The sequence below is a fragment of the Gilliamella sp. B3367 genome, assembly GCF_026536825.1.
In the GTDB taxonomy this organism is placed as follows: Bacteria; Pseudomonadota; Gammaproteobacteria; order Enterobacterales; family Orbaceae; genus Gilliamella; species Gilliamella apicola_E.
This window is the reverse complement of record NZ_JAFNNJ010000001.1, coordinates 26,297-45,718: the sequence shown is the minus strand read 5'-3', so window position 1 is coordinate 45,718 and position 19,422 is coordinate 26,297. Positions and strand designations below refer to the sequence as shown.

At 34.2% G+C, this 19,422-nt stretch carries 17 protein-coding genes; 7 read left to right on the top strand and 10 right to left on the bottom strand.

Going from position 1 to position 19,422, the window contains the following annotated elements; translation table 11 throughout:
* Position 1: 1 nt before the first annotated feature.
* Positions 2-493 (bottom strand): NADH-quinone oxidoreductase subunit J, encoded by a 492-nt coding sequence (locus tag J3U23_RS00200; protein ID WP_065562425.1) that lies wholly within the window; start codon positions 491-493, stop codon positions 2-4.
* A 324-nt stretch (positions 494-817) separates the two neighbouring features.
* Between J3U23_RS00200 and ppc the strand changes: the two genes are divergently transcribed.
* On the top strand, positions 818-3,460 hold the full coding sequence (gene ppc / locus J3U23_RS00195; protein ID WP_065562426.1) for a phosphoenolpyruvate carboxylase: 2,643 nt from the start codon (positions 818-820) through the stop codon (positions 3,458-3,460).
* Positions 3,461-3,471: 11 nt separating this feature from the next.
* Here ppc and J3U23_RS00190 read toward each other — a convergent pair whose 3' ends face one another.
* The 5 genes from J3U23_RS00190 to aspS all read right to left on the bottom strand — a co-directional run bounded on the left by J3U23_RS00190 (position 3,472) and on the right by aspS (position 8,901).
* Positions 3,472-4,545 carry an SEL1-like repeat protein gene (locus tag J3U23_RS00190; RefSeq protein ID WP_267336670.1) on the bottom strand — a complete coding sequence of 358 codons (1,074 nt, stop codon included), beginning with the start codon at positions 4,543-4,545 and terminating at the stop codon, positions 3,472-3,474.
* Positions 4,546-4,737: 192 nt separating this feature from the next.
* On the bottom strand, positions 4,738-6,201 hold the full coding sequence (gene ubiD, locus J3U23_RS00185; RefSeq protein WP_267338156.1) for a 4-hydroxy-3-polyprenylbenzoate decarboxylase: 1,464 nt from the start codon (positions 6,199-6,201) through the stop codon (positions 4,738-4,740).
* Between the two features lie 50 nt (positions 6,202-6,251).
* On the bottom strand, positions 6,252-6,668 hold the full coding sequence (locus tag J3U23_RS00180) for a hypothetical protein (protein ID WP_065735172.1): 417 nt from the start codon (positions 6,666-6,668) through the stop codon (positions 6,252-6,254).
* Positions 6,669-6,683: 15 nt separating this feature from the next.
* Positions 6,684-7,133, bottom strand: coding sequence for a dihydroneopterin triphosphate diphosphatase (nudB, locus tag J3U23_RS00175; RefSeq protein WP_065735171.1), 450 nt, complete (start codon positions 7,131-7,133; stop codon positions 6,684-6,686).
* Positions 7,134-7,143: 10 nt separating this feature from the next.
* Positions 7,144-8,901 carry an aspartate--tRNA ligase gene (aspS, locus tag J3U23_RS00170; protein WP_267329997.1) on the bottom strand — a complete coding sequence of 586 codons (1,758 nt, stop codon included), beginning with the start codon at positions 8,899-8,901 and terminating at the stop codon, positions 7,144-7,146.
* A 285-nt stretch (positions 8,902-9,186) separates the two neighbouring features.
* Here aspS and J3U23_RS00165 point away from each other — a divergent pair, with 285 nt between their 5' ends.
* The 6 genes from J3U23_RS00165 (at position 9,187) to dusC (ending at position 14,138) form a co-directional block, all read left to right on the top strand.
* Positions 9,187-9,732, top strand: coding sequence for a cysteine hydrolase family protein (locus J3U23_RS00165; protein ID WP_267329996.1), 546 nt, complete (start codon positions 9,187-9,189; stop codon positions 9,730-9,732).
* 32 nt (positions 9,733-9,764) lie between these two features.
* A complete protein-coding gene (locus J3U23_RS00160) occupies positions 9,765-10,541 on the top strand; it encodes a DUF3100 domain-containing protein (RefSeq protein WP_065562433.1) in 777 nt (258 codons plus the stop codon).
* A 10-nt stretch (positions 10,542-10,551) separates the two neighbouring features.
* A complete protein-coding gene (locus J3U23_RS00155; protein WP_065562434.1) occupies positions 10,552-11,001 on the top strand; it encodes a hypothetical protein in 450 nt (149 codons plus the stop codon).
* 20 nt (positions 11,002-11,021) lie between these two features.
* Positions 11,022-12,341, top strand: a complete 1,320-nt coding sequence (locus tag J3U23_RS00150) for an amidohydrolase (protein ID WP_065562435.1) — start codon at positions 11,022-11,024, stop codon at positions 12,339-12,341.
* Positions 12,342-12,417: 76 nt separating this feature from the next.
* Positions 12,418-13,197, top strand: coding sequence for a molybdopterin-synthase adenylyltransferase MoeB (locus J3U23_RS00145; RefSeq protein WP_267329993.1), 780 nt, complete (start codon positions 12,418-12,420; stop codon positions 13,195-13,197).
* Positions 13,188-14,138 carry a tRNA dihydrouridine(16) synthase DusC gene (gene dusC / locus J3U23_RS00140; RefSeq protein ID WP_267338155.1) on the top strand — a complete coding sequence of 317 codons (951 nt, stop codon included), beginning with the start codon at positions 13,188-13,190 and terminating at the stop codon, positions 14,136-14,138. The genes J3U23_RS00145 and dusC overlap by 10 nt, the downstream gene beginning before the upstream one ends.
* Before the next feature lies 1 nt (position 14,139).
* On the opposite strand, the gene J3U23_RS00135 is transcribed toward dusC, so the two are convergent.
* The 4 genes from J3U23_RS00135 to icd all read right to left on the bottom strand — a co-directional run bounded on the left by J3U23_RS00135 (position 14,140) and on the right by icd (position 19,410).
* Positions 14,140-15,069 (bottom strand): hypothetical protein, encoded by a 930-nt coding sequence (locus tag J3U23_RS00135; protein WP_267338154.1) that lies wholly within the window; start codon positions 15,067-15,069, stop codon positions 14,140-14,142.
* A gap of 28 nt (positions 15,070-15,097) precedes the next feature.
* On the bottom strand, positions 15,098-16,636 hold the full coding sequence (gene murJ, locus J3U23_RS00130; protein WP_267336662.1) for a murein biosynthesis integral membrane protein MurJ: 1,539 nt from the start codon (positions 16,634-16,636) through the stop codon (positions 15,098-15,100).
* Between the two features lie 138 nt (positions 16,637-16,774).
* Entirely contained in the window at positions 16,775-18,130 is a 1,356-nt protein-coding gene (locus J3U23_RS00125; protein ID WP_220225229.1) for a citrate/2-methylcitrate synthase, read from the bottom strand.
* A gap of 17 nt (positions 18,131-18,147) precedes the next feature.
* The gene (icd, locus tag J3U23_RS00120; protein WP_267338153.1) at positions 18,148-19,410 is read right to left on the bottom strand and encodes an NADP-dependent isocitrate dehydrogenase; all 1,263 of its coding nucleotides are present in this window, start codon (positions 19,408-19,410) and stop codon (positions 18,148-18,150) included.
* Positions 19,411-19,422 lie beyond the last annotated feature (12 nt).

The following is a 19,422-nucleotide window of genomic DNA, read 5'->3' as shown; positions in this document are numbered from 1 at the left end:
GTTATTTCTCCGAAAACATTCGATGCATAAAATGATAAGATATAACTACTGCACCTAATAACAAAAATGCAGCTAATTCCGTCATCAAAATATAAGCATAGATAGACATTTGATGCATTAATTCATGTGTTTCTTTAAGTTGTGAATAGTCAGTGCTTACTACACCATATATAAGAATAACTAACAATATGAATGCCAAAACTAATGGCCCCAACCAAATCTTAGGACTTATACCATGTTTATTATTTTCAACATTATCATTACGAATTTTAAGCTTTAAAGAAACACCCCAAAAAAGAATTATGCCACCGCAAATAAAAAAGAGGATATATAAAGCAGCTGAAATATATGTTTGTAACAGAATAAATATTAATGCTGATGCAAAAAGTGAAATAGCGAGATATAAAATTGCCTTCTCTACCCTTCTACAAAAAATCACTTTTAAACTAGCAATAATAGCTATTATCGATGCAATATAAAAAACAACGATCATTAGATAATCCAATACTTATTCATAATGATATTAGTATATACCCAATCGACGACAATATACAGTTTACTAACGTTTCGTTAATACAAAAAATTCTTTCTAAAGAATTTATTATCTTTATATAGTCAACAGAATGTTATTTTTACCAAATATAATAAAAACGATGGAAATAATAAAAACTATAAGATTTTATTATTTAAATTCAATACAACATTGTTATAAAGTATATATCCTGAGCAATTAACTTATATTTATACCTTTTTCTTTAATTTTTGGTCATACAGCTTAAAGGCTCTTAGGCAAAATATAAACAAAGTAGAGAATAGAATGAATAGCCAATACTCATCAATGCGAAGCAACGTCAATATGCTAGGTACATTATTGGGCGATGCAATTAAACGAGCAACAGGGAATGAAACTTTCGATTTGGTCGAAAAAATAAGGCAGTTATCAAAATCAGCTCAACAAGGTAACAAACAAGCACATAATGAATTACTAAAATTGATTGAAAATCTTAATGATCAAGATTTACTCCATGTTGCACGTGCGTTTAATCAATTTTTAAACTTGGTTAATACTGCTGCTGAGTATTATGGAATTTCACCACATGGGGAAGCATCGAGCAGCCCTAAAAAAATGACCGAATTATTTAAAACACTTAAAAATTTAAATTTCGCGCCTAAAACAATTGAACAAGCTATTGATAATTTATCTATTGAGTTAGTGCTTACTGCACATCCAACTGAAATCAATCGCCGAACAATGATTAATACTTATACCGCTATTAATAATTGTTTGTCACAACTTGATCATAACGATTTAGCGGATTATGAAAGAGAACGTATCATGCGTCGCCTTAAACAACTTGTTTGCCAAGCATGGTACACCGACGAAATTCGTAAAAAACGCCCTACTCCTCTTGATGAAGCTAAATGGGGATTCTCTGTAATTGAAGATAGTTTATGGGAAGGCGTCCCGTTATTCTTACGTGAGTTTAATGACCAATTAGTTGATGCATTCAATGCTGAACTATCTGTTGAACATGTTCCAGTGAAATTTACCTCTTGGATGGGGGGAGATCGAGACGGCAACCCAAATGTAACAGCTAAAGTTACAGGAAGGGTGATGTTGCAAGCTAGATTAAAAGCAATTGAACTATTTTTAGCTGATATTCAAATTTTAGTTCGTGAATTATCAATGACTGAATGTAGCCAATCAGTCATTGACTTATTAGATGAACAAAATAAAACAGCATCAGAGCCTTATCGGGCTGTAATGAAACAGTTGCGTTCACGTTTAACTAAAACCCATAGCTACATAGTTGCATTATTAAATAATGAACAAGTTTTAGCACCTAATGATCTTTTAATAAAGAATGAACAATTATGGACACCACTTTATACATGTTATGAATCATTAATTGAAAACGGAATGTCAACTATTGCTCATGGCCCACTATTAGATACATTAAGACGTATTAAAAGTTTTGGATTGCAATTAGTTAGATTAGATATACGTCAAGATAGTTCAGTGCATACTGAAGCGTTAGACGCCTTAACTAAAGAGTTAAACTTAGGCAGCTATGCTTCATGGTCAGAAGAAGAAAAACAAGAATTTTTATTAACCGAATTACAATCTAATCGACCATTACTACCCTATAATTGGCAACCAGATGAAATGGTTAAAGAAGTATTAGACACTTGCCGTGTTATCAAAAAAGCAGGTGAAGAATCGATTGCGTCTTATGTCATTTCGATGGCAAAAGCACCTTCTGATGTCCTAGCTGTTTACTTACTTTTAAAAATTGTTGATTGCCAAAAAAATATTCCTGTTGCGCCTTTGTTTGAAACCTTAGAAGATTTAAATAATGCAAAATCTGTTATGCAAAAGCTTTTAGATATTCCTTGGTATCGTGAAAAAATCAATGGCAAGCAGATGGTTATGATTGGCTATTCTGATTCAGCAAAAGATGCAGGAACTCTCGCAGCATCATGGGCACAGTATCGTTCACAAGAAGAATTAGTTAATTTATTTGAACAATATAATGTTAACTTGGTGTTATTTCATGGTCGTGGAGGTTCAATCGGACGGGGAGGCGCTCCTGCTCATGCAGCTTTACTGTCACAACCACCAGGATCATTAAAAGGTGGCTTACGTGTTACAGAACAAGGTGAGATGATTCGGTTCAAACTTGGTTTACCTGAAGTTGCACTTAGTAGCTTAATGCTTTATGCATCAGCTATATTACAAGCTAATTTATTACCACCACCTGAACCGAAGCAAGTCTGGCGTGATATTATGGATGAAATGTCTGATTATTCATGCCAATGTTATCGTAGCTACATAAGAGAAAAAGCTGAATTTGTTGATTATTTTAGATCAGTTACACCAGAAACCGAACTTGGAAGATTACCTCTAGGCTCTCGACCACAAAAACGTCGTACCGGTGGAGGAATAGAAAGTTTACGAGCAATTCCGTGGATTTTTGCTTGGACTCAAAATCGCCTAATGGTTCCATCATGGCTAGGTGCAGGAAGCGCACTTAGGCAAGTTATCAATGAGGGCAAAAAAGAACAACTTAAAGATATGTATCATAATTGGCCATTTTTTAATGCCCGATTAGGTATGTTGGAAATGGTTTACGCTAAAGCGGCGCCGAATATTCATGAGTACTATGAACAAAGGCTAGTTTCTCCTACATTATGGCCATTAGGAGAGGAGTTAAGAAATTTATTAACCGAAGATATTAATACCGTATTAACGATTACTGATGATATTAGCTTGATGGCAGACTTACCTTGGATTGCGGAGTCTGTTGCATTACGTAATACATATATTGAACCACTTAATTTATTACAAGCAGAATTATTAAGTCGTTCTCGTAAAAATGATAACGAAAATACTATAGTTGAACAGGGATTAATGATTACCATTTCTGGTATTGCGGCAGGAATGCGAAATTCAGGATAAGAAAAAAGGGCTTATTCGCCCTTTTTATTTTTTTTAGCTATCTCTTCTAAATAAGCTTTAGCGTCGGTATCCCCTTGCTCACTAGCTTTAGTAAACCAATAAACTGCTAGGTTATCATTTTTTTTAACGCCTTCACCTTCTAAATATTTAATACCTAAATTATATTGCGCATCAACACTTCCTTGCTTGGCTGCTTTGGTATACCAATCGATTGCTTTTTGTTCATCTTTAGGAACTCCCCCGCCAACATCATACATAACCGCTATATTATATTGTGCATCAGCGTTACCACCTTCAGCGGCTTGAGTAAACCAATATGCGGCTTGAGTGTTATCTGGTCTTGTTCCTGTTCCGGTTGCATACATAATGCCTAAATTGTACATTGCTAGTACATAACCGCGTTCGGCCGCTTGAGTATAAAAATAAAGGGCAGCAACATTATCCTGGGTTAAACCGTCACCAGTTTGGGACATTAATCCTAAATAGTATTGTGCTTCTGGATTGTTATCTTTTGCGGCTTTACTAAACCAATCGGCCGCTACCAGGCGATCTTTATCAACGCCATCACCCGCAAAGTACATAATGCCTAAATTTAAATAAGCATCATAAATACCTTGATCGCCAGCTTGGGTAAAATAATCAATTGCGGTAGACGTTTTTTTTTCTACGCCTTCACCATTTTTATACATCAAAGCTAAATTATATTTAGCTAAAGCATAATTTTGATCGGCAGCCAATTTAAACAATTTGAATGCCTCAGATAAATTAGCTTTAGTCCCTAAACCATTTTGGTACATATAAGCTAAATTATTTTGAGCTTTAGCTAAACCTTGATCAGCGGCTTTCTTAAACCAGAAAAAAGCCTTTAGATCATTAACCTCAACCCCTAAACCCTGCTTATAAATTGTTCCTAGCATATATTGTGATTGCATATCACCCTTTTCAGCAGCAATTAACAACGAAGGAATTAATGAACTAGGGTCACTTACTTTTAACTCAGTATCCGATTGTGTTTTAGCTTCGCTTGCAACTGCTCCACAAGAGATAGATAACACCAAAGCCAATATAATTTGAAGTTTTTTCATAATTTTTTAAATGTCATAATATTAGCAATAATTATACATAATTGATTAAAAGGGGAATAGTTTTGTTTTTTTAAATATACTTTTTTTTATTATTTAATTGAAAGTTAAAGTTATTCTAATATTGTAAATATTATTAAATCGCTTAATCGGACTCATTATAAAAAAATATAATTAATTATTTAACAAAAGCTATCACAATCCAAGTTCGTCCCAAATTTCATCAATATGAGCGACTACTTTAGCATCTTTAGTAATAATTTTACCCCACTCACGATTAGTTTCACCCGGCCACTTGTTAGTTGCATCAAGTCCCATTTTAGAGCCTAAACCGGAAATAGGTGAAGCAAAATCCAGGTAATCAATTGGCGTATTATCAACAAATGTTGTATCTCGATGTGGATCCATTCTTGTCGAAATAGCCCACATAACATCTTTCCAATCTCTAGCATTAATATCGTCATCACAAACAATAATAAATTTAGTATACATAAATTGTCTTAAATAAGACCATACCCCCATCATCACTCTTTTAGCATGTCCCGGGTATTGTTTTTTGATTGTCACAATGGCAATACGATAAGAGCAACCTTCAGGAGGTAGATAAAAATCAACAATTTCAGGAAATTGTTTCTGTAATATCGGGATAAATACTTCATTTAATGCTAATCCCATTACAGCCGGCTCATCTGGAGGTCTACCTGTATATGTAGAATGATAAATTGCATCTTTACGTCTGGTTAAATGTGTAACTGTGAAGACAGCAAATTTTTCTACTTCATTGTAATAACCAGTATGGTCACCATAAGGCCCTTCAACAGCTTGCTCATGGGGATCAATATAACCTTCTAAAATAATTTCGGCGGTTGCAGGAACTTCTAACTCATTTGATAATGATTTGACCACTTCTGTTCGGCTATTACGCAATAATCCAGCAAAAGCATATTCAGATAAGGTATCAGGTACTGGTGTTACTGCACTTAATATTGTTGCAGGATCAGCCCCAATAGCTACACTAATAGGAAATTTTTCATTTGGATAAGATTGTTGCCATTCAGCAAAATCAAGTGCCCCACCTCGATGGGACAACCAACGCATGATTAATTTATTTTTACCTAGTAGCTGTAATCGGTAAACACCTACATTTTGACGATCTTTATGTGGTCCTTTAGTTATAGTTAGTCCCCAAGTTACAAGTGGAGCTACATCATCTGGCCAACAATGCATAATAGGCAATTGAGTTAAATCGACCTCATCATTTTTAAATATTAATTCCTGACAAGGCGCTGAAGAACGCCGTTTTACCGGCATATTTAGAACTTGTTTATATTTAGGTAATATATTAAAAAATTGTCGAATACCTTTGGGTGGCTCTGGTTCTCGCAAAAAAGCTAGTAATTCACCAATTTCTCTTAATTCTGTAGTCTTTTCTCGCCCCATCCCCATAGCAACTCGTTTAGCTGTACCAAAAAGATTGCAAAGTACAGGAATGTCATAGCCAATTGGGTTTTCAAATAATAGAGCTGGTCCCTGAGAGCGTAAAACTCTATCAGCAATCTCGGTCATTTCAAGATGAGGGTTAATTGGATAAGTAATGCGTTTTAATTCACCTTGCTGCTCAAGGTAATCTAAAAAATCACGAAAATTAGACAACGACATTATTACTCCTTTTAACTCTCGCTATTGAAATACTAATTGATGAAGATTAACTAATCTTCATCAAAGTTCTCACTATATATGGGAAGTTGTTTTGTTTGATTACATTCAACGATTTTAGGTAATAATGCTTCAAATTGTTTTTGGTCAACTTCAATAATTTCGTTTTTATCAACTTGATAAAATAGATAAAATTCTGATTTGTCATCAGTTTGTATCGATGCTAACCAATAATTACGATCTTCACTATTTTCATTTGTAAAAATTTTAATAATGCTATTTTCTCTTTTTTCAGGTTGATTATGTAACTTGTAATCAATAATTTTTTCAGCAATTTGTGAATCATATTCATCAAAAATTAAAGCTTCTTCTTTAGTTACTTTGCATTTTTTTATATTCATTTCTGCATGACTGATAGATATTACAAAAAACAAGCTGAATAACGAAATAACATAATGGCTAAGTTTCATTTTGGATCTCTTGTATTAATTTTTATCAATTGAGCCAATTTTACTAATAGCCTCACAATTATTTGGCGATATAGTAAGATTGGCTGCACTATTTATAGTTAACCATTGATAAGATAAATGTTCAGTAAGCAATGGCGTTATTTCATCATTAAGAGCTAAATAAAACCAATGTTCTTTATTTATCTTTACTTCTGGTGCGTACCGATATCTAAACTGAGGAAAAATTTCAAACTCAACCGTATGTTTTGCATCAATTAATTTAAGATTTTCTCCGTTAATATCTATACCGGTTTCTTCAAAAACTTCACGAATTGCCGTATCTCTAGGTAATTCCTTATCTTCCATACTACCTGTAACTGATTGCCAAAAATTAGGATCATCCTTACGTTGCAACATAAGAACACGCAAAGTCCGTTTACAATAAATAACGACTAATACTGACTCAGGGTTCTTATATTTTTGCATATAAATATCGCTATTTTTTGCTCACTTCTATACCTAATTCCATTAAAGCTGTAGGATTTGCAGGACTAGGCGCATCAGTTAATAAACATGTTGCTGCAGTCGTTTTCGGGAAGGCAATAACATCTCGAATATTATCTGTTCCAGTTAACAGCATAGTTAATCTATCTAGGCCAAATGCTAAACCCGCATGAGGTGGCGTACCATATTTTAATGCATCAAGTAAAAAGCCGAACTTTTCACGCTGATCATGTTCATCAATTCCTAAAATAGAAAAGACAGCCTGCTGCATTTCACTGCGATGAATACGTACAGAACCACCGCCAACTTCATAACCATTGATTACCATATCATATGCATTAGCTACTGCATTTTCAGGATTGCTAATTAATTGCTCTGGGGTAAAATCTTTTGGTGATGTAAATGGATGATGCATTGCACTTAAGCCTTCGTCAGTTTCCTCAAACATAGGGAAATCAACAACCCAAAGTACCGCCCACTTACTCTCATCGGTAATACCTAAATCTTTACCAACTTTCAAACGCAATGCACCTAATGCATCACTCACTACTTTATAACTATCCGCACCAAATAATAAAATATCACCATCTTTAGCATTGGCACGATTAAGTAATGCTTCCATTTGAGGTTCATTAAAAAATTTAGCTACTGGGCTTTGCACACCTTCAAGGCCTTTACTACGATCATTAACTTTGATCCAAGCCATACCTTTAGCACCATAAACTGAGATAAATTGCGTATAATCATCCAATTGTTTACGTGTTAGTTGGGCTCCATTTGGAACGCATAATAAAGCCACTCTTCCTTTAGGATCATTTGCTGGTGTTGAAAATACTTTAAAATCGATATCTTTAACCAAATCCGCCACATCAATAATTTCAAGCGGATTACGTAAATCAGGTTTATCACTCCCATAACGACGCATTGCCTCAGCAAAAGTCATAATTGGGAATTTGCCTAAATCAATATTTTTAACATGCAACCAAAGTTCGCGTATCATTTTTTCCATGATTTCGCGCACTTGTTCAGCTGTCATAAACGAGGTTTCAACATCTATTTGTGTAAATTCTGGTTGGCGATCGGCTCGTAAATCTTCATCACGAAAACATTTAACAATTTGATAATAACGATCAAACCCAGACATCATCAGTAACTGTTTAAACAGTTGTGGAGATTGAGGAAGCGCATAAAACTCACCATTATGAACTCGACTTGGAACAAGGTAATCTCGAGCACCTTCTGGTGTTGCTTTGGTTAACATTGGTGTTTCGATATCTAAAAAACCATGCTCATTCATAAATGAACGGACAAATGCCGTAATTTTTGCGCGAGTTTTAAATATAGTCGCCATTTCTGGACGGCGTAAATCTATATAGCGGTATTTTAAACGCTGTTCTTCACTATTATTTTGGTTGAAATCAAGTGGTAAAACATCACTACGATTAAAAATCACAAGCTCAGTCGCCAGTATTTCAACCTCACCAGTTACCATATCTTTATTAATTTGGCCCTCTGGTCGTGCTCTTACTTTTCCTTTAATTTGAATACAAAATTCATTACGTAATTCGCCAGCTAATTGATATGCTTGTTGATAATCAGGATCAAAAAAAACTTGCACAATTCCTTCACGATCACGCATATCAATAAAAATCATCCCACCTAAATCTCGGCGTTTATTGACCCATCCACATAGTGTGACTTCTTGATTAATATAACTTGCGTTTAGCTGTCCGCAATAAATTGTTCTCATTAAAAATATCCTGTGTACAGTTATCAAAAATAATAATTATTATAGAGCAATTTATCAGGGTATAAAGACTATGTTTGAAAATAATCACTATTTAATTTATTTATACTCGATTTATTATAATAATTTTACTTTATACATTTTTTTACAAACTATTTTAAATTCAATTAGATAATAAATATAAAATCGTTTTATCTTGATAAGCTTTTAAAATGATTTATTTAAGAGCTTGTCTTATCAGATATTTATTACTAAGCTTTAGTATTATTTGGATATTACTCATATGATATGAAAGCTTTAATTTCAATTGACTATACTAATGATTTCATCGCTGACGATGGCGCTTTGACTACAGGTTCTGCTGGGCAACAAATTGAGTCAGAAATATTAAATTTAACTAAATCATTCATCCAAAATAATCAATTTATCGTTTTTGCAATTGATTCTCATGACCCTTCGGATAAATATCATCCAGAAAATAAACTCTTTCCCCCTCACAATATTATTGGAACTTTTGGGCAACAGTTATTTGGTAATTTACATCCTCTTTATCAAAAACATCAGAATTCAGATAATATTTATTGGATGAATAAACGACACTACTCGGCATTTTGTGGTACGGATCTCGATCTACGCTTACGCGAAAGACATATTACTGAAATCCATTTAGTTGGTGTCTGCACAGATATTTGCATATTACACACAGCGATTGATGCCTATAATTTAGGCTACAAATTGATTATTCATCAAAATGCAGTTGCTAGCTTTGATCCAATCGGACATCAATGGGCTTTAAAACACTTTCAAAACACTTTAGGGGCAACCGTAATATAAAATATAGATAAAAATTAAAATAAGGAGCAGGAATGGAAGTTTTACGAGACTATAAATTGCATATAATTGCACTGTTAGTAGTAATTATTTGCGAACTAATCGGTAAACAATCAATATGGATTATCGCCGTTTATCCAATGTTATATGCAATGATCTTCGGCGGTGTAATCAGCCTACCAAAGCTAAAAATATTAACTAATAAAAATATGCAGCATGCCAGTTTAGTGATGATGGTTACATTAATATTACTTATTGCAAAGCTTGGTGTGGCTGTAGGTCCTAAAATTGACATGATTTTAAACGATGCCAAGTTAGCCCTAATTTTTCAAGAATTAGGCCATTTCGCAGGAACAATTTTACTAGGATTACCATTAGCTATGTTATTAGGTATGAAAAGAGAGGCAGTTGGTGCAACCTACTCTGTTGCTCGCGAACCTAATATAGCTATTGTTGCAGATAAATATGGGCTAGATTCACCTGAAGGACGAGGTGTTATGGCTATGTATGTATGTGGGACTCTTTATGGTGCAATTTGGATGAGTATCCTTGCAAGCATAATAGCACAATTGAATATTCTTCACCCTTATGCTTTAGCAATGGGAGCTGGAGTAGGTAGTGGGAGCATGATGGCTGCTTCATTGGCACCGATAAGTGATTTATATCCTGACTTATCAGAAAATATCAATGCTTATGCAACAACAGCGAACTTAATGTCTGGTATTGTAGGCATATATATTTATACACTATTTTCTTTGCCTTTCGCTTCTTTCATGTATAACACTTTAGCTCGCCTTCGTCGCAATAAATAAGGAATCGAATATGAAAATTTTAGAAACAATTTTTGTACTTATTTTAGTAGCCGTTATCATGGCAGCAGGTAACACTGTAGGATATAAAATTGATTTTATGCTATCGCTTCAAGCATTAGCTGTGTTAGTTGTCATATCTATTGCAGGATTATTAATAAGTAAATTACCTGTATTAAATAAACTTCCTGTAATTCTATGGGTATCCGTTGTTGCTGCTATTGTATCAGCACCGATATTCCCATATCATCAAGAAGTGGTTGCAATTACAGATCAAGTCTCATTACTTGCTGTTTGTACACCAGTACTTGCTTATGCGGGACTAGCGATTGGTAAAGATCTTGCGCTATTTAAAAATATATCTTGGCGTATCATTCCCGTATCTTTAGCTGTTTTTTCTGGTACGTTTATTTTTGCTGCCCTAATTGCTCAAATTACTTTACATTGGGAAGGCGTTATCTAATTTGGATAAGGATTTTATTTATGACTAAAGAAGAACTAAAGAAAAAAGTCTGCGATGCAATTGCAAATCGAAAAGCAGATATCAAGTCGATTGCTGAAGCAATTTGGTCAGAGCCAGAACTTGGTTACAAAGAACATAAAACAGCTAAAAAAGTAGAAGACGCTTTAGAGAAATTAGGTGTTCCATTTAAAAATAAATTAGCCTTAACTGGTGTTAAAGGTCGATTAAAAGGTGGGAAAGGAAGTAAATATAGCATTGCCATTATTGGCGAGCTCGATGCAATTATTTGTGCCGACCACCCTGCCGCAGACGAAACTTCAGGAGCGGCTCACTGTTGTGGACATAATGCGCAAATCGCTAATATGATGGCTGTCACTATGGGGCTAATTGACTCAGGTGCAATGCAATTTTTAGCCGGGGATGTGGTACCATTTGCTGTCCCTGCAGAAGAATATGTTGAAATTACCTATCGAAACCGATTAATTGAAGAAGGCAAAATCAAATACATTGGCGGAAAACCAGAATTGATTTCACGAGGTGATTTTGATGATGTTGATATGGCATTACAAATACATTTAACAAGCGTCCCAAATGAACGTCAGGATGGTTTTATTGAAATCTCAACCACAAGTAATGGTTTTATCGGAAAATTAATTAAGTATAAGGGAGAGGCAGCTCATGCGGCAGCAGCCCCTCATGCTGGCGTAAATGCTTTAAATGCAGCTATGATGGGGATGATGGGTGTTCATGCTATTCGCGAAACCTTTCAAGAAAAAGATTATATTCGCTTCCATCCAATTATTACCCAAGGTGGTGACTTAGTAAATGTTGTACCAAGCGATGTAAGAATGGAAAGCTATGTACGAGCAGGTAATGTTCCTGCAATGATTGATGCGAATGAAAGAATCAATCAAGCATTAAAAGCTGGTGCAATGGCTGTTGGTGCAACTTGTGAAATTAAAGATTTACCAGGCTACCTACCATTACATAATAACCCAACACTTAATGACCTTTTAAAGCAAAATGCTGAAAATTTAATTGGTGAAGAAAACGTTTCAATCGCACCACATATGACTGGAAGTACAGATACTGGCGACCTATCTCATATTATGCCAGTAAGTCACCCTTGGATTGGTTCGGTTAGAGGTATTTTACATGGAAAAGACTATACCGTATTTGATGAAGATATGGCCTATATTCGCCCGGCTCAAATGATGGCTTGTACCATTATTGACTTGCTCTATGATGATGCGAAACCAGCCGAAACATTAATGGCGAATTACAAACCGTTAATGTCTAAGGAAGAATATTTAAAATTCCTATCGGGTTTTGACAAATAAAGTTAGAAACTTGGCACAATCTTGTGCCAAGTTTTTGTTATACTATCCACTTCATCATCAACCTTTATAACTTCATATGTTAACGCTTACCGACCAAGAATTGTTTCGTTATGACAGGCAAATAGCTTTGCATGGTTTTGATATTGATAGGCAGCAAGTTTTAAAAAACAGCACAGTTTTAATTATTGGATTAGGCGGGTTAGGTTGTGCTGCATCCCTCTATTTAGCTGCATCTGGCATAGGCAAAGTGACTTTAATTGATTTTGATACCATATCCGAATCAAATTTGAATCGACAAATTTTATACACGCCAAAATCCATAAATCAATATAAGGTTGATATAGCTAAGCAAAAATTAAGCCAAATCAATCCAAATATGATTATTGACACCATTAATCAGAAGCTGGTTGATAGTGAATTAATGACAGTAATCAAACAGCATGATATCGTCATTGATTGCACTGATAATTTAACGAGTCGTGAACAAATTAATCGTTGCTGTTTTCAAGAAAAAAAACCTTTAGTTTCAGGCGCTGCAATTCGAATGGAAGGTTTACTGACTGTATTTAATTATGAAGATGATCAACCATGTTATCATTGCTTAAGTCAATTATTTGGTCAAAACCAGCTTACTTGTATTGAAGCAGGCATAATGGCGCCATTAGTCGGTATGTTTGGTTCAATTCAAGCACTAGAGTCCATCAAAGTACTTACCAAGTATGGGAAACCTCTAGTTGGGAGAGTATTGATGGTTGATGGTATGACGATGGAGTTTAACCAAGTTACATTTGCTAAACAAAGTAATTGTATTATTTGTGGAAATCAACATACTACACAGGCCATAAAATGCAAATAAATCGAATTATTTTAGCACCAATGGAGGGAGTGCTTGATTATCATGTTCGAGAAATATTAACTGAAATTAATAAGTTTGATTATTGTGTAACTGAATTTGTAAGAGTGACCAACCATAAATTATCTAATCGAACTTTCTTCCGACTATGCCCAGAACTTCATAATGATGGCAAAACAATATCAGGAACGCCTGTACGTATTCAGCTACTGGGACAATCACCAGAATGGATAGCAGAAAATGCCGTTAAAGCTATCGAGTTAGGCTCTTATGGTGTAGATATTAATTTTGGCTGTCCGGCTAAAACAGTAGTAGGCAACCATGGTGGTGCTTATTTATTACAATATCCGAATCAGATATATAACATTGTGAATCAAGTTAGAACAGCAATAGGTTCTAATCCCGTATTATCAGTTAAAATTCGATTAGGATGGGAAGATAAATCCCGCTGTTACGAAATTGCAAAAGCAATTGAAAATGCAGGAGCAAATGAAATTGTCATTCATGGTAGAACAAAAATAGATGGATATAAAGCTGATAAAATTGATTGGTCAACAATTGGAAAGATAAAACAAAAACTAACCATTCCAGTTATTGCTAATGGCGAAATTTTTTCTATTGAAGATGCCTACAACTGCATAAAACATAGCCAAACAAATGACATCATGCTTGGCCGTGGGATACTAAATATTCCTAATTTAGCTAATATAATTCGTTATAAACATTCATCATTAATCTGGCAAGAAGTCATAAAAATACTACTTAGTTATGCGATGACGGCTATTGACGATGTAAAGCCACTTTATCATTCTGCTCGAATTAAACAATGGTTAGCTTATTTAAAACAGCATTATCCAGAAGCATCGGTATTACTGCCTGAAATAAGACAATTAAAATCACAAATTGAAATCTGTGATTTTTTGAAAACTAAATTAAATAATTAATCTAACTGGTTTTGGCACTCTTAAAATTTGTCTTACCAAAATAATATTTAGTTATTTTATTAAGTACTAGGCAAATCCATAAAATAAGAAATATCAATAAAAATAATATACGAATATACTTAAATAATATATCAAACAAATCAATATAGTATTTGGTTGGATTGTCATAAATAATGGTAAAGATAATATAAACAACGGCTAAAATTAAAATATTTGATATTGATACACTTTTAAAAAGTTTTATATAGATAACTTTATTAGAAAAAATATGAAACCATCGTTTGCTCAATACAAGACCCAATAATAAAGCACCCAGATAAATAGCAGTAAAAAAATTAGAAATATCAAATTTTTTTGAAAGAGGTTCATAAAGAAGGTTAAAACCTTTAATCAATATAAAGCCACTAAAAATAGAAAAAAGAATAAAGTGAATTTCAGAGGAATTTTTTTTAGTCAAAATAAATTCATTTTGATCTTTAACAAAATAAATTTTAGAAAAGTCAATTAAATAATACAAAAGCAAAACTTCGAGTGAATAACGAATAATAGCAAATGCTAAACTAAATAATATTGAATAAAGGTGATAATTTTGGGGTTTAACGTTTGTATTAATTGCAATGAAAGATGCAATAATTGAATAAATCAACATTAAAATGATTAGTGAAATTATATTAGCTTTATTAACAATATGAATATGGAAAGAATAAAAGAAGACCGCTAAAAGACCAAAAACCCATAATGCTTCTATAAAACTTTTTTCAAATAAAAACCGAAATAAAAAATCTGATTCAAAAAAGAAATACCAAAACATATTATCTGGAATTGAAGCATTGTGTTGCAAATATAAAAAAGATGTATTCAAAAATGTGCTAAATAAAAAATAAACTAAACATCCTGTTAACGGCAATTTAAAAAAAGATACTTTTTGCATTTAACTTCCTTGTTATCAATACCACAACTTATTCAATTCTTTTAATAAAATGTTTTATTTTAAAGCCCATCAAGGCCAGCGAGCCAAAATAGATACAAATACCAACAATAACTAGCAAGAATAAATATCCAATTCTAGTTAGCATTGAGCCTGTAGACCAATCGGGTAATAATTGAGCTCCAAACCACAACGCTACTGACATCAATAAAACAGCAATAATAACCTTGAGTAAAAATCGATACCAACCTGGTTGTGGTTGGTAGAGTTTCTTCTTACGAAGTTGCCAAAACAATAAACCAGCATTAAAACATGCTGCAAGTCCAATTGATAATGAAAGGCCTGCATGTTGTAAAGGTCCAATAAAAGCCAGATTCATCAATTGCGTTAAAATAAGGGTTATTATTGCAATTTTCACCGGTGTTTTAATATCTTGTCTGGAATAAAATGCGGGGGCTAATACTTTAATCAAAATTAATCCAAGCAAACCAATTGAATAAGCGACTAATGCGCGTTGAGTCATCAAAGTATCATTTAAAGTAAATTGACCATACTCGAAAAGGGTTGATATTAATGGTTTAGAAATAACACCTAATGCCACAGTACTTGGCAAAGCTAATAAAAAACAGAGGCGAAGTCCCCAATCTAACAACTCTGAATATTGTTTGTGGTCACCTTTGGCAAAACTTTTGGCTAAAGAGGGTAACAAAATAGTTCCTAATGCAACACCTAGTACACCTGCAGGAAATTCCATTAATCTATCAGCATAATACATCCATGAAACAGAACCTGAAATCAAAAATGATGCAAATATTGTATTAATAATTAACGATATTTGACCGACTGATACACCTAAGATAGCGGGCCCCATCTGCTTTAACACTCGCCAAACACCACTATCTTTAAAACTAATACGAGGCAAAACCAACATACCAATCTTTTTCAAATAAGGTAGCTGATATAGCAATTGTAAAACTCCCCCCACCACAACAGAAACAGCTAACGCAAGCACTGGTGGATTAAAATAAGGGGTTAAGAATAAGGTAAAAGCAATCATGCTAATATTTAACAATGTTGGCACAAATGCAGGTACAGAAAAACGATTCCAAGTATTAAGTATAGCGCCCACTAATGATGCAAGTGAGATAAAAAAGATATAAGGAAAAGTAATTCGTAGCATAATTGTTGCAAGTTCAAATTTATCTGATGATTCTTGCATAAAACCTGGTGCAGTTATCATTATAATAAATGGTGCAGTTACAACACCAATTAAAGTAACGATAGCTAATACCAGTGTTAATAAACCTGCGATATAAGCCACAAAAGTACGTGAAGCCTCAATGCCTTGCTGATTTTTATATTCAGCTAAAATCGGTACAAAAGCTTGGGAAAAAGCCCCTTCAGCAAAAATTCGTCGAAGTAAATTGGGCAGTTTAAAAGCAACAAAAAATGCATCCGTAGCCATTCCTGCTCCAAAAAAACGGGCAATAATAGCATCACGAACAAACCCCAAAACGCGTGAAACCATTGTCATTGAGCTAACTGTTGCTAAAGATTTTAAAAGATTCATATACGATTTATGTACCAAGTACATAGTCAAAAACGATTAATGAAGCATAGTCTACAAACTATTGTTCTAAATCACCATGATTTTTTAATAAACAGCCATTTTAATATCACCGTCAGAATGATACTGACGGTATATGTATCAACGATCTTTCAATGGAATAAAAGGCATAAGTTCGCCAATGTTTTTATAGGCAGGACGTATAATTCGACGATCATCAAAATTAAGTTCTTCAATGCGATGAGCACACCAACCAACGATTCGCGACATAGCAAATAATGGCGTGTAAACTTCTTTTGGTAACCCAATCATGTCATAAACAAAACCTGAATAAAAATCGACATTAGCACAGACTTGTTTTTTAGTTCTGGCATTTTTACGATTAACTATTGCATGAATCGCACGTTCCTCAAGTAAGTTTAGAAAGTTAAATTCTTTTTCTCGGCCTTTTTCTTGAGCAAGTTTATGGGCCATCTCTTTTAGCAACATGGCTCTTGGGTCTGATACGGTATAAACCGCATGACCAATACCATAAATTAACCCTTTTCGATCAAACACTTCTTTATTTAAAATACGTTGTAGATATGCATCAATTTCATTTGCATCAGTCCAATTTTTAATCTCTTCGGCAAGATGTTTAAGCATTTTTCCTACTTGCAAATTAGCCCCACCATGCAATGGACCTTTCAATGATCCTATACCTGCAGCAATAGATGAGTAAGTATCGGTACCCGTAGAACTCGTTACGCGAACGGTAAAAGTTGAATTATTCCCGCCACCATGTTCAGCATGAATAATCATGGCTAAATCAAGTACTCTTACATCAAGTTCTGTGTATCGACCGGATCCTTTCATCATATAGAGAAAATTTTCTGCAATTGAAAAATCTTCGTGTGGATGGCGGATATGCAGTGATTTACCTTTAGCACTATGACTTAACATATTGTAAGCATAAGCAATAATTGCTGGGAATTTAGCAATTAAATCGATGGATTGACGCATTAAATTATCACGTGAGGTATCATCAGGTTCAGGATCATAAGTATACATTTCAAGAACAGTTCTAGCCAAAATGTTCATCACATCATGGCCTTCAAGTTCCATTATGGCAATCTTAGTTTGTTTTTCTAACGCCATCGACTCACAGAGTAAACGTGAAAAATCTCGTAATTCTTCTTTATCGGGTAAGTAACCAGATAATAATAAATAGATAGTTTCTTCAAACCCTGTTCGTCGCTCTTGTTGAGCATTATGAACCAGCTCTTCAATATCAATTCCTCGGTATAATAATTTACCGGCAATTGGTTTTAGAGAACCATCTTCTAAGCGTTCATAGCCTAATACATCACCAATTTTGGTTAATCCAACTAATACACCAGTATGATCTGCATTACGTAATCCACGTTTTACATTAAATTGTTCGAATAACTGCGATTCAATTTTACTAGTATTTTTAATGGTTTCCGATAATTTATAAACCAAGAACTTTTCTTTCATTAACCATCCCCTTTGAATTATAAATTATCGATAACTGCTTGAGTAAATTCAGTTGTTGATAATGATTGTCCATTTTGCATAAAGCGTGCTAAATCAGTTGTTGCTTTACCTAATTGAAACAAACTTTCCATCGCATTAGTGATTAATTGTCCTACTTCATGCCAACCTAAGTATTCAAACATCATCACTCCTGACAATATAAGTGATGATGGATTGGCTTGATTTTGACCTGCTATATCAGGTGCAGTACCATGTGTTGCTTCAAATATAGCATGTCCGGTTAAATAATTAATATTAGCACCTGGCGCAATACCAATACCACCAACCATGGCAGCCAGCTGATCCGATACATAATCACCATTGAGATTTAATGTTGCAACAACAGAATAGTCCTCAGGTTTTAATAATGTATTTTGTAAAAATGCATCACAAATAACATCTTTAATAATTAATTTAGAGTTTGCTTTAGCGGTTTGTAATGCTTGTTCTGCTGCTGCTTTACTTTGGGCCTTCTGAATTTTTGCATATTGATTCATGGTGAAAACTGCGTCAGCAAATTCTCTTTCCGCAAGTTCATAACCCCATTGCTTAAATCCACCTTCGGTAAATTTCATAATATTACCTTTATGAACTAGGGTCACAGACGGTAATTTATGTTGTAACGCATACTTGATTGCTGAGCGTATTAGGCGTTCAGATCCCTCAATTGAGACAGGTTTCACTCCAAAAGCTGAGGTTTTAGGGAACCTAACTTTAGTTACTTTCATTTGTTCAGATAAAAAATGATAAAACTTTTCAGCATCATCAGAACCTTGTTGCCATTCAATACCGGCGTATATATCTTCGGTATTTTCACGAAAAATGGTCATGTTTACTTTTTCAGGATGCTTTATTGGTGATTCAACACCTTTGAACCAACGGACAGGGCGCAAACAAACATAAAGATCTAATTCTTGTCGCAATGCAACATTTAGTGAGCGAATCCCTCCGCCAACAGGTGTCATTAATGGTCCTTTGATACCGATAAGATAATTTTTGAAGGCACTCATGGTCTCTTCAGGTAGCCATGATCCATTTAAATTAAACGACTTCTCACCAGCAAGTACTTCTTTCCATTGAATACTACGCTTACCTTGATAAGCTTTTTCAACTGCTTTATCAAAAATAGCTCGAGCAGCGTGCCAAATCTCTTTACCCACACCATCACCTTCAATAAAAGGAATCGTTGGATGATTTGGGACAACTAATTGTCCATTTTCAATTGAAACTTGCTGATTCATATTGTCTATTCC

What these genes read in the sequence shown, in the direction of transcription:
- J3U23_RS00160 (WP_065562433.1), top strand. Translation starts at nt 9,765, where the DNA reads ATGGAAGTTTTACGAGACTATAAATTGCATATAATTGCACTGTTAGTA.
- dusC (WP_267338155.1), top strand. Translation starts at nt 13,188, where the DNA reads ATGCAAATAAATCGAATTATTTTAGCACCAATGGAGGGAGTGCTTGAT.
- J3U23_RS00135 (WP_267338154.1), bottom strand. Translation starts at nt 15,069, where the DNA reads ATGCAAAAAGTATCTTTTTTTAAATTGCCGTTAACAGGATGTTTAGTT.
- icd (WP_267338153.1), bottom strand. Translation starts at nt 19,410, where the DNA reads ATGAATCAGCAAGTTTCAATTGAAAATGGACAATTAGTTGTCCCAAAT.
- J3U23_RS00125 (WP_220225229.1), bottom strand. Translation starts at nt 18,130, where the DNA reads ATGAAAGAAAAGTTCTTGGTTTATAAATTATCGGAAACCATTAAAAAT.
- nudB (WP_065735171.1), bottom strand. Translation starts at nt 7,133, where the DNA reads ATGCAAAAATATAAGAACCCTGAGTCAGTATTAGTCGTTATTTATTGT.
- ppc (WP_065562426.1), top strand. Translation starts at nt 818, where the DNA reads ATGAATAGCCAATACTCATCAATGCGAAGCAACGTCAATATGCTAGGT.
- J3U23_RS00180 (WP_065735172.1), bottom strand. Translation starts at nt 6,668, where the DNA reads ATGAAACTTAGCCATTATGTTATTTCGTTATTCAGCTTGTTTTTTGTA.
- ubiD (WP_267338156.1), bottom strand. Translation starts at nt 6,201, where the DNA reads ATGTCGTTGTCTAATTTTCGTGATTTTTTAGATTACCTTGAGCAGCAA.
- J3U23_RS00165 (WP_267329996.1), top strand. Translation starts at nt 9,187, where the DNA reads ATGAAAGCTTTAATTTCAATTGACTATACTAATGATTTCATCGCTGAC.
- J3U23_RS00190 (WP_267336670.1), bottom strand. Translation starts at nt 4,545, where the DNA reads ATGAAAAAACTTCAAATTATATTGGCTTTGGTGTTATCTATCTCTTGT.
- J3U23_RS00150 (WP_065562435.1), top strand. Translation starts at nt 11,022, where the DNA reads ATGACTAAAGAAGAACTAAAGAAAAAAGTCTGCGATGCAATTGCAAAT.
- J3U23_RS00155 (WP_065562434.1), top strand. Translation starts at nt 10,552, where the DNA reads ATGAAAATTTTAGAAACAATTTTTGTACTTATTTTAGTAGCCGTTATC.
- J3U23_RS00145 (WP_267329993.1), top strand. Translation starts at nt 12,418, where the DNA reads ATGTTAACGCTTACCGACCAAGAATTGTTTCGTTATGACAGGCAAATA.
- aspS (WP_267329997.1), bottom strand. Translation starts at nt 8,901, where the DNA reads ATGAGAACAATTTATTGCGGACAGCTAAACGCAAGTTATATTAATCAA.
- murJ (WP_267336662.1), bottom strand. Translation starts at nt 16,636, where the DNA reads ATGAATCTTTTAAAATCTTTAGCAACAGTTAGCTCAATGACAATGGTT.
- J3U23_RS00200 (WP_065562425.1), bottom strand. Translation starts at nt 493, where the DNA reads ATGATCGTTGTTTTTTATATTGCATCGATAATAGCTATTATTGCTAGT.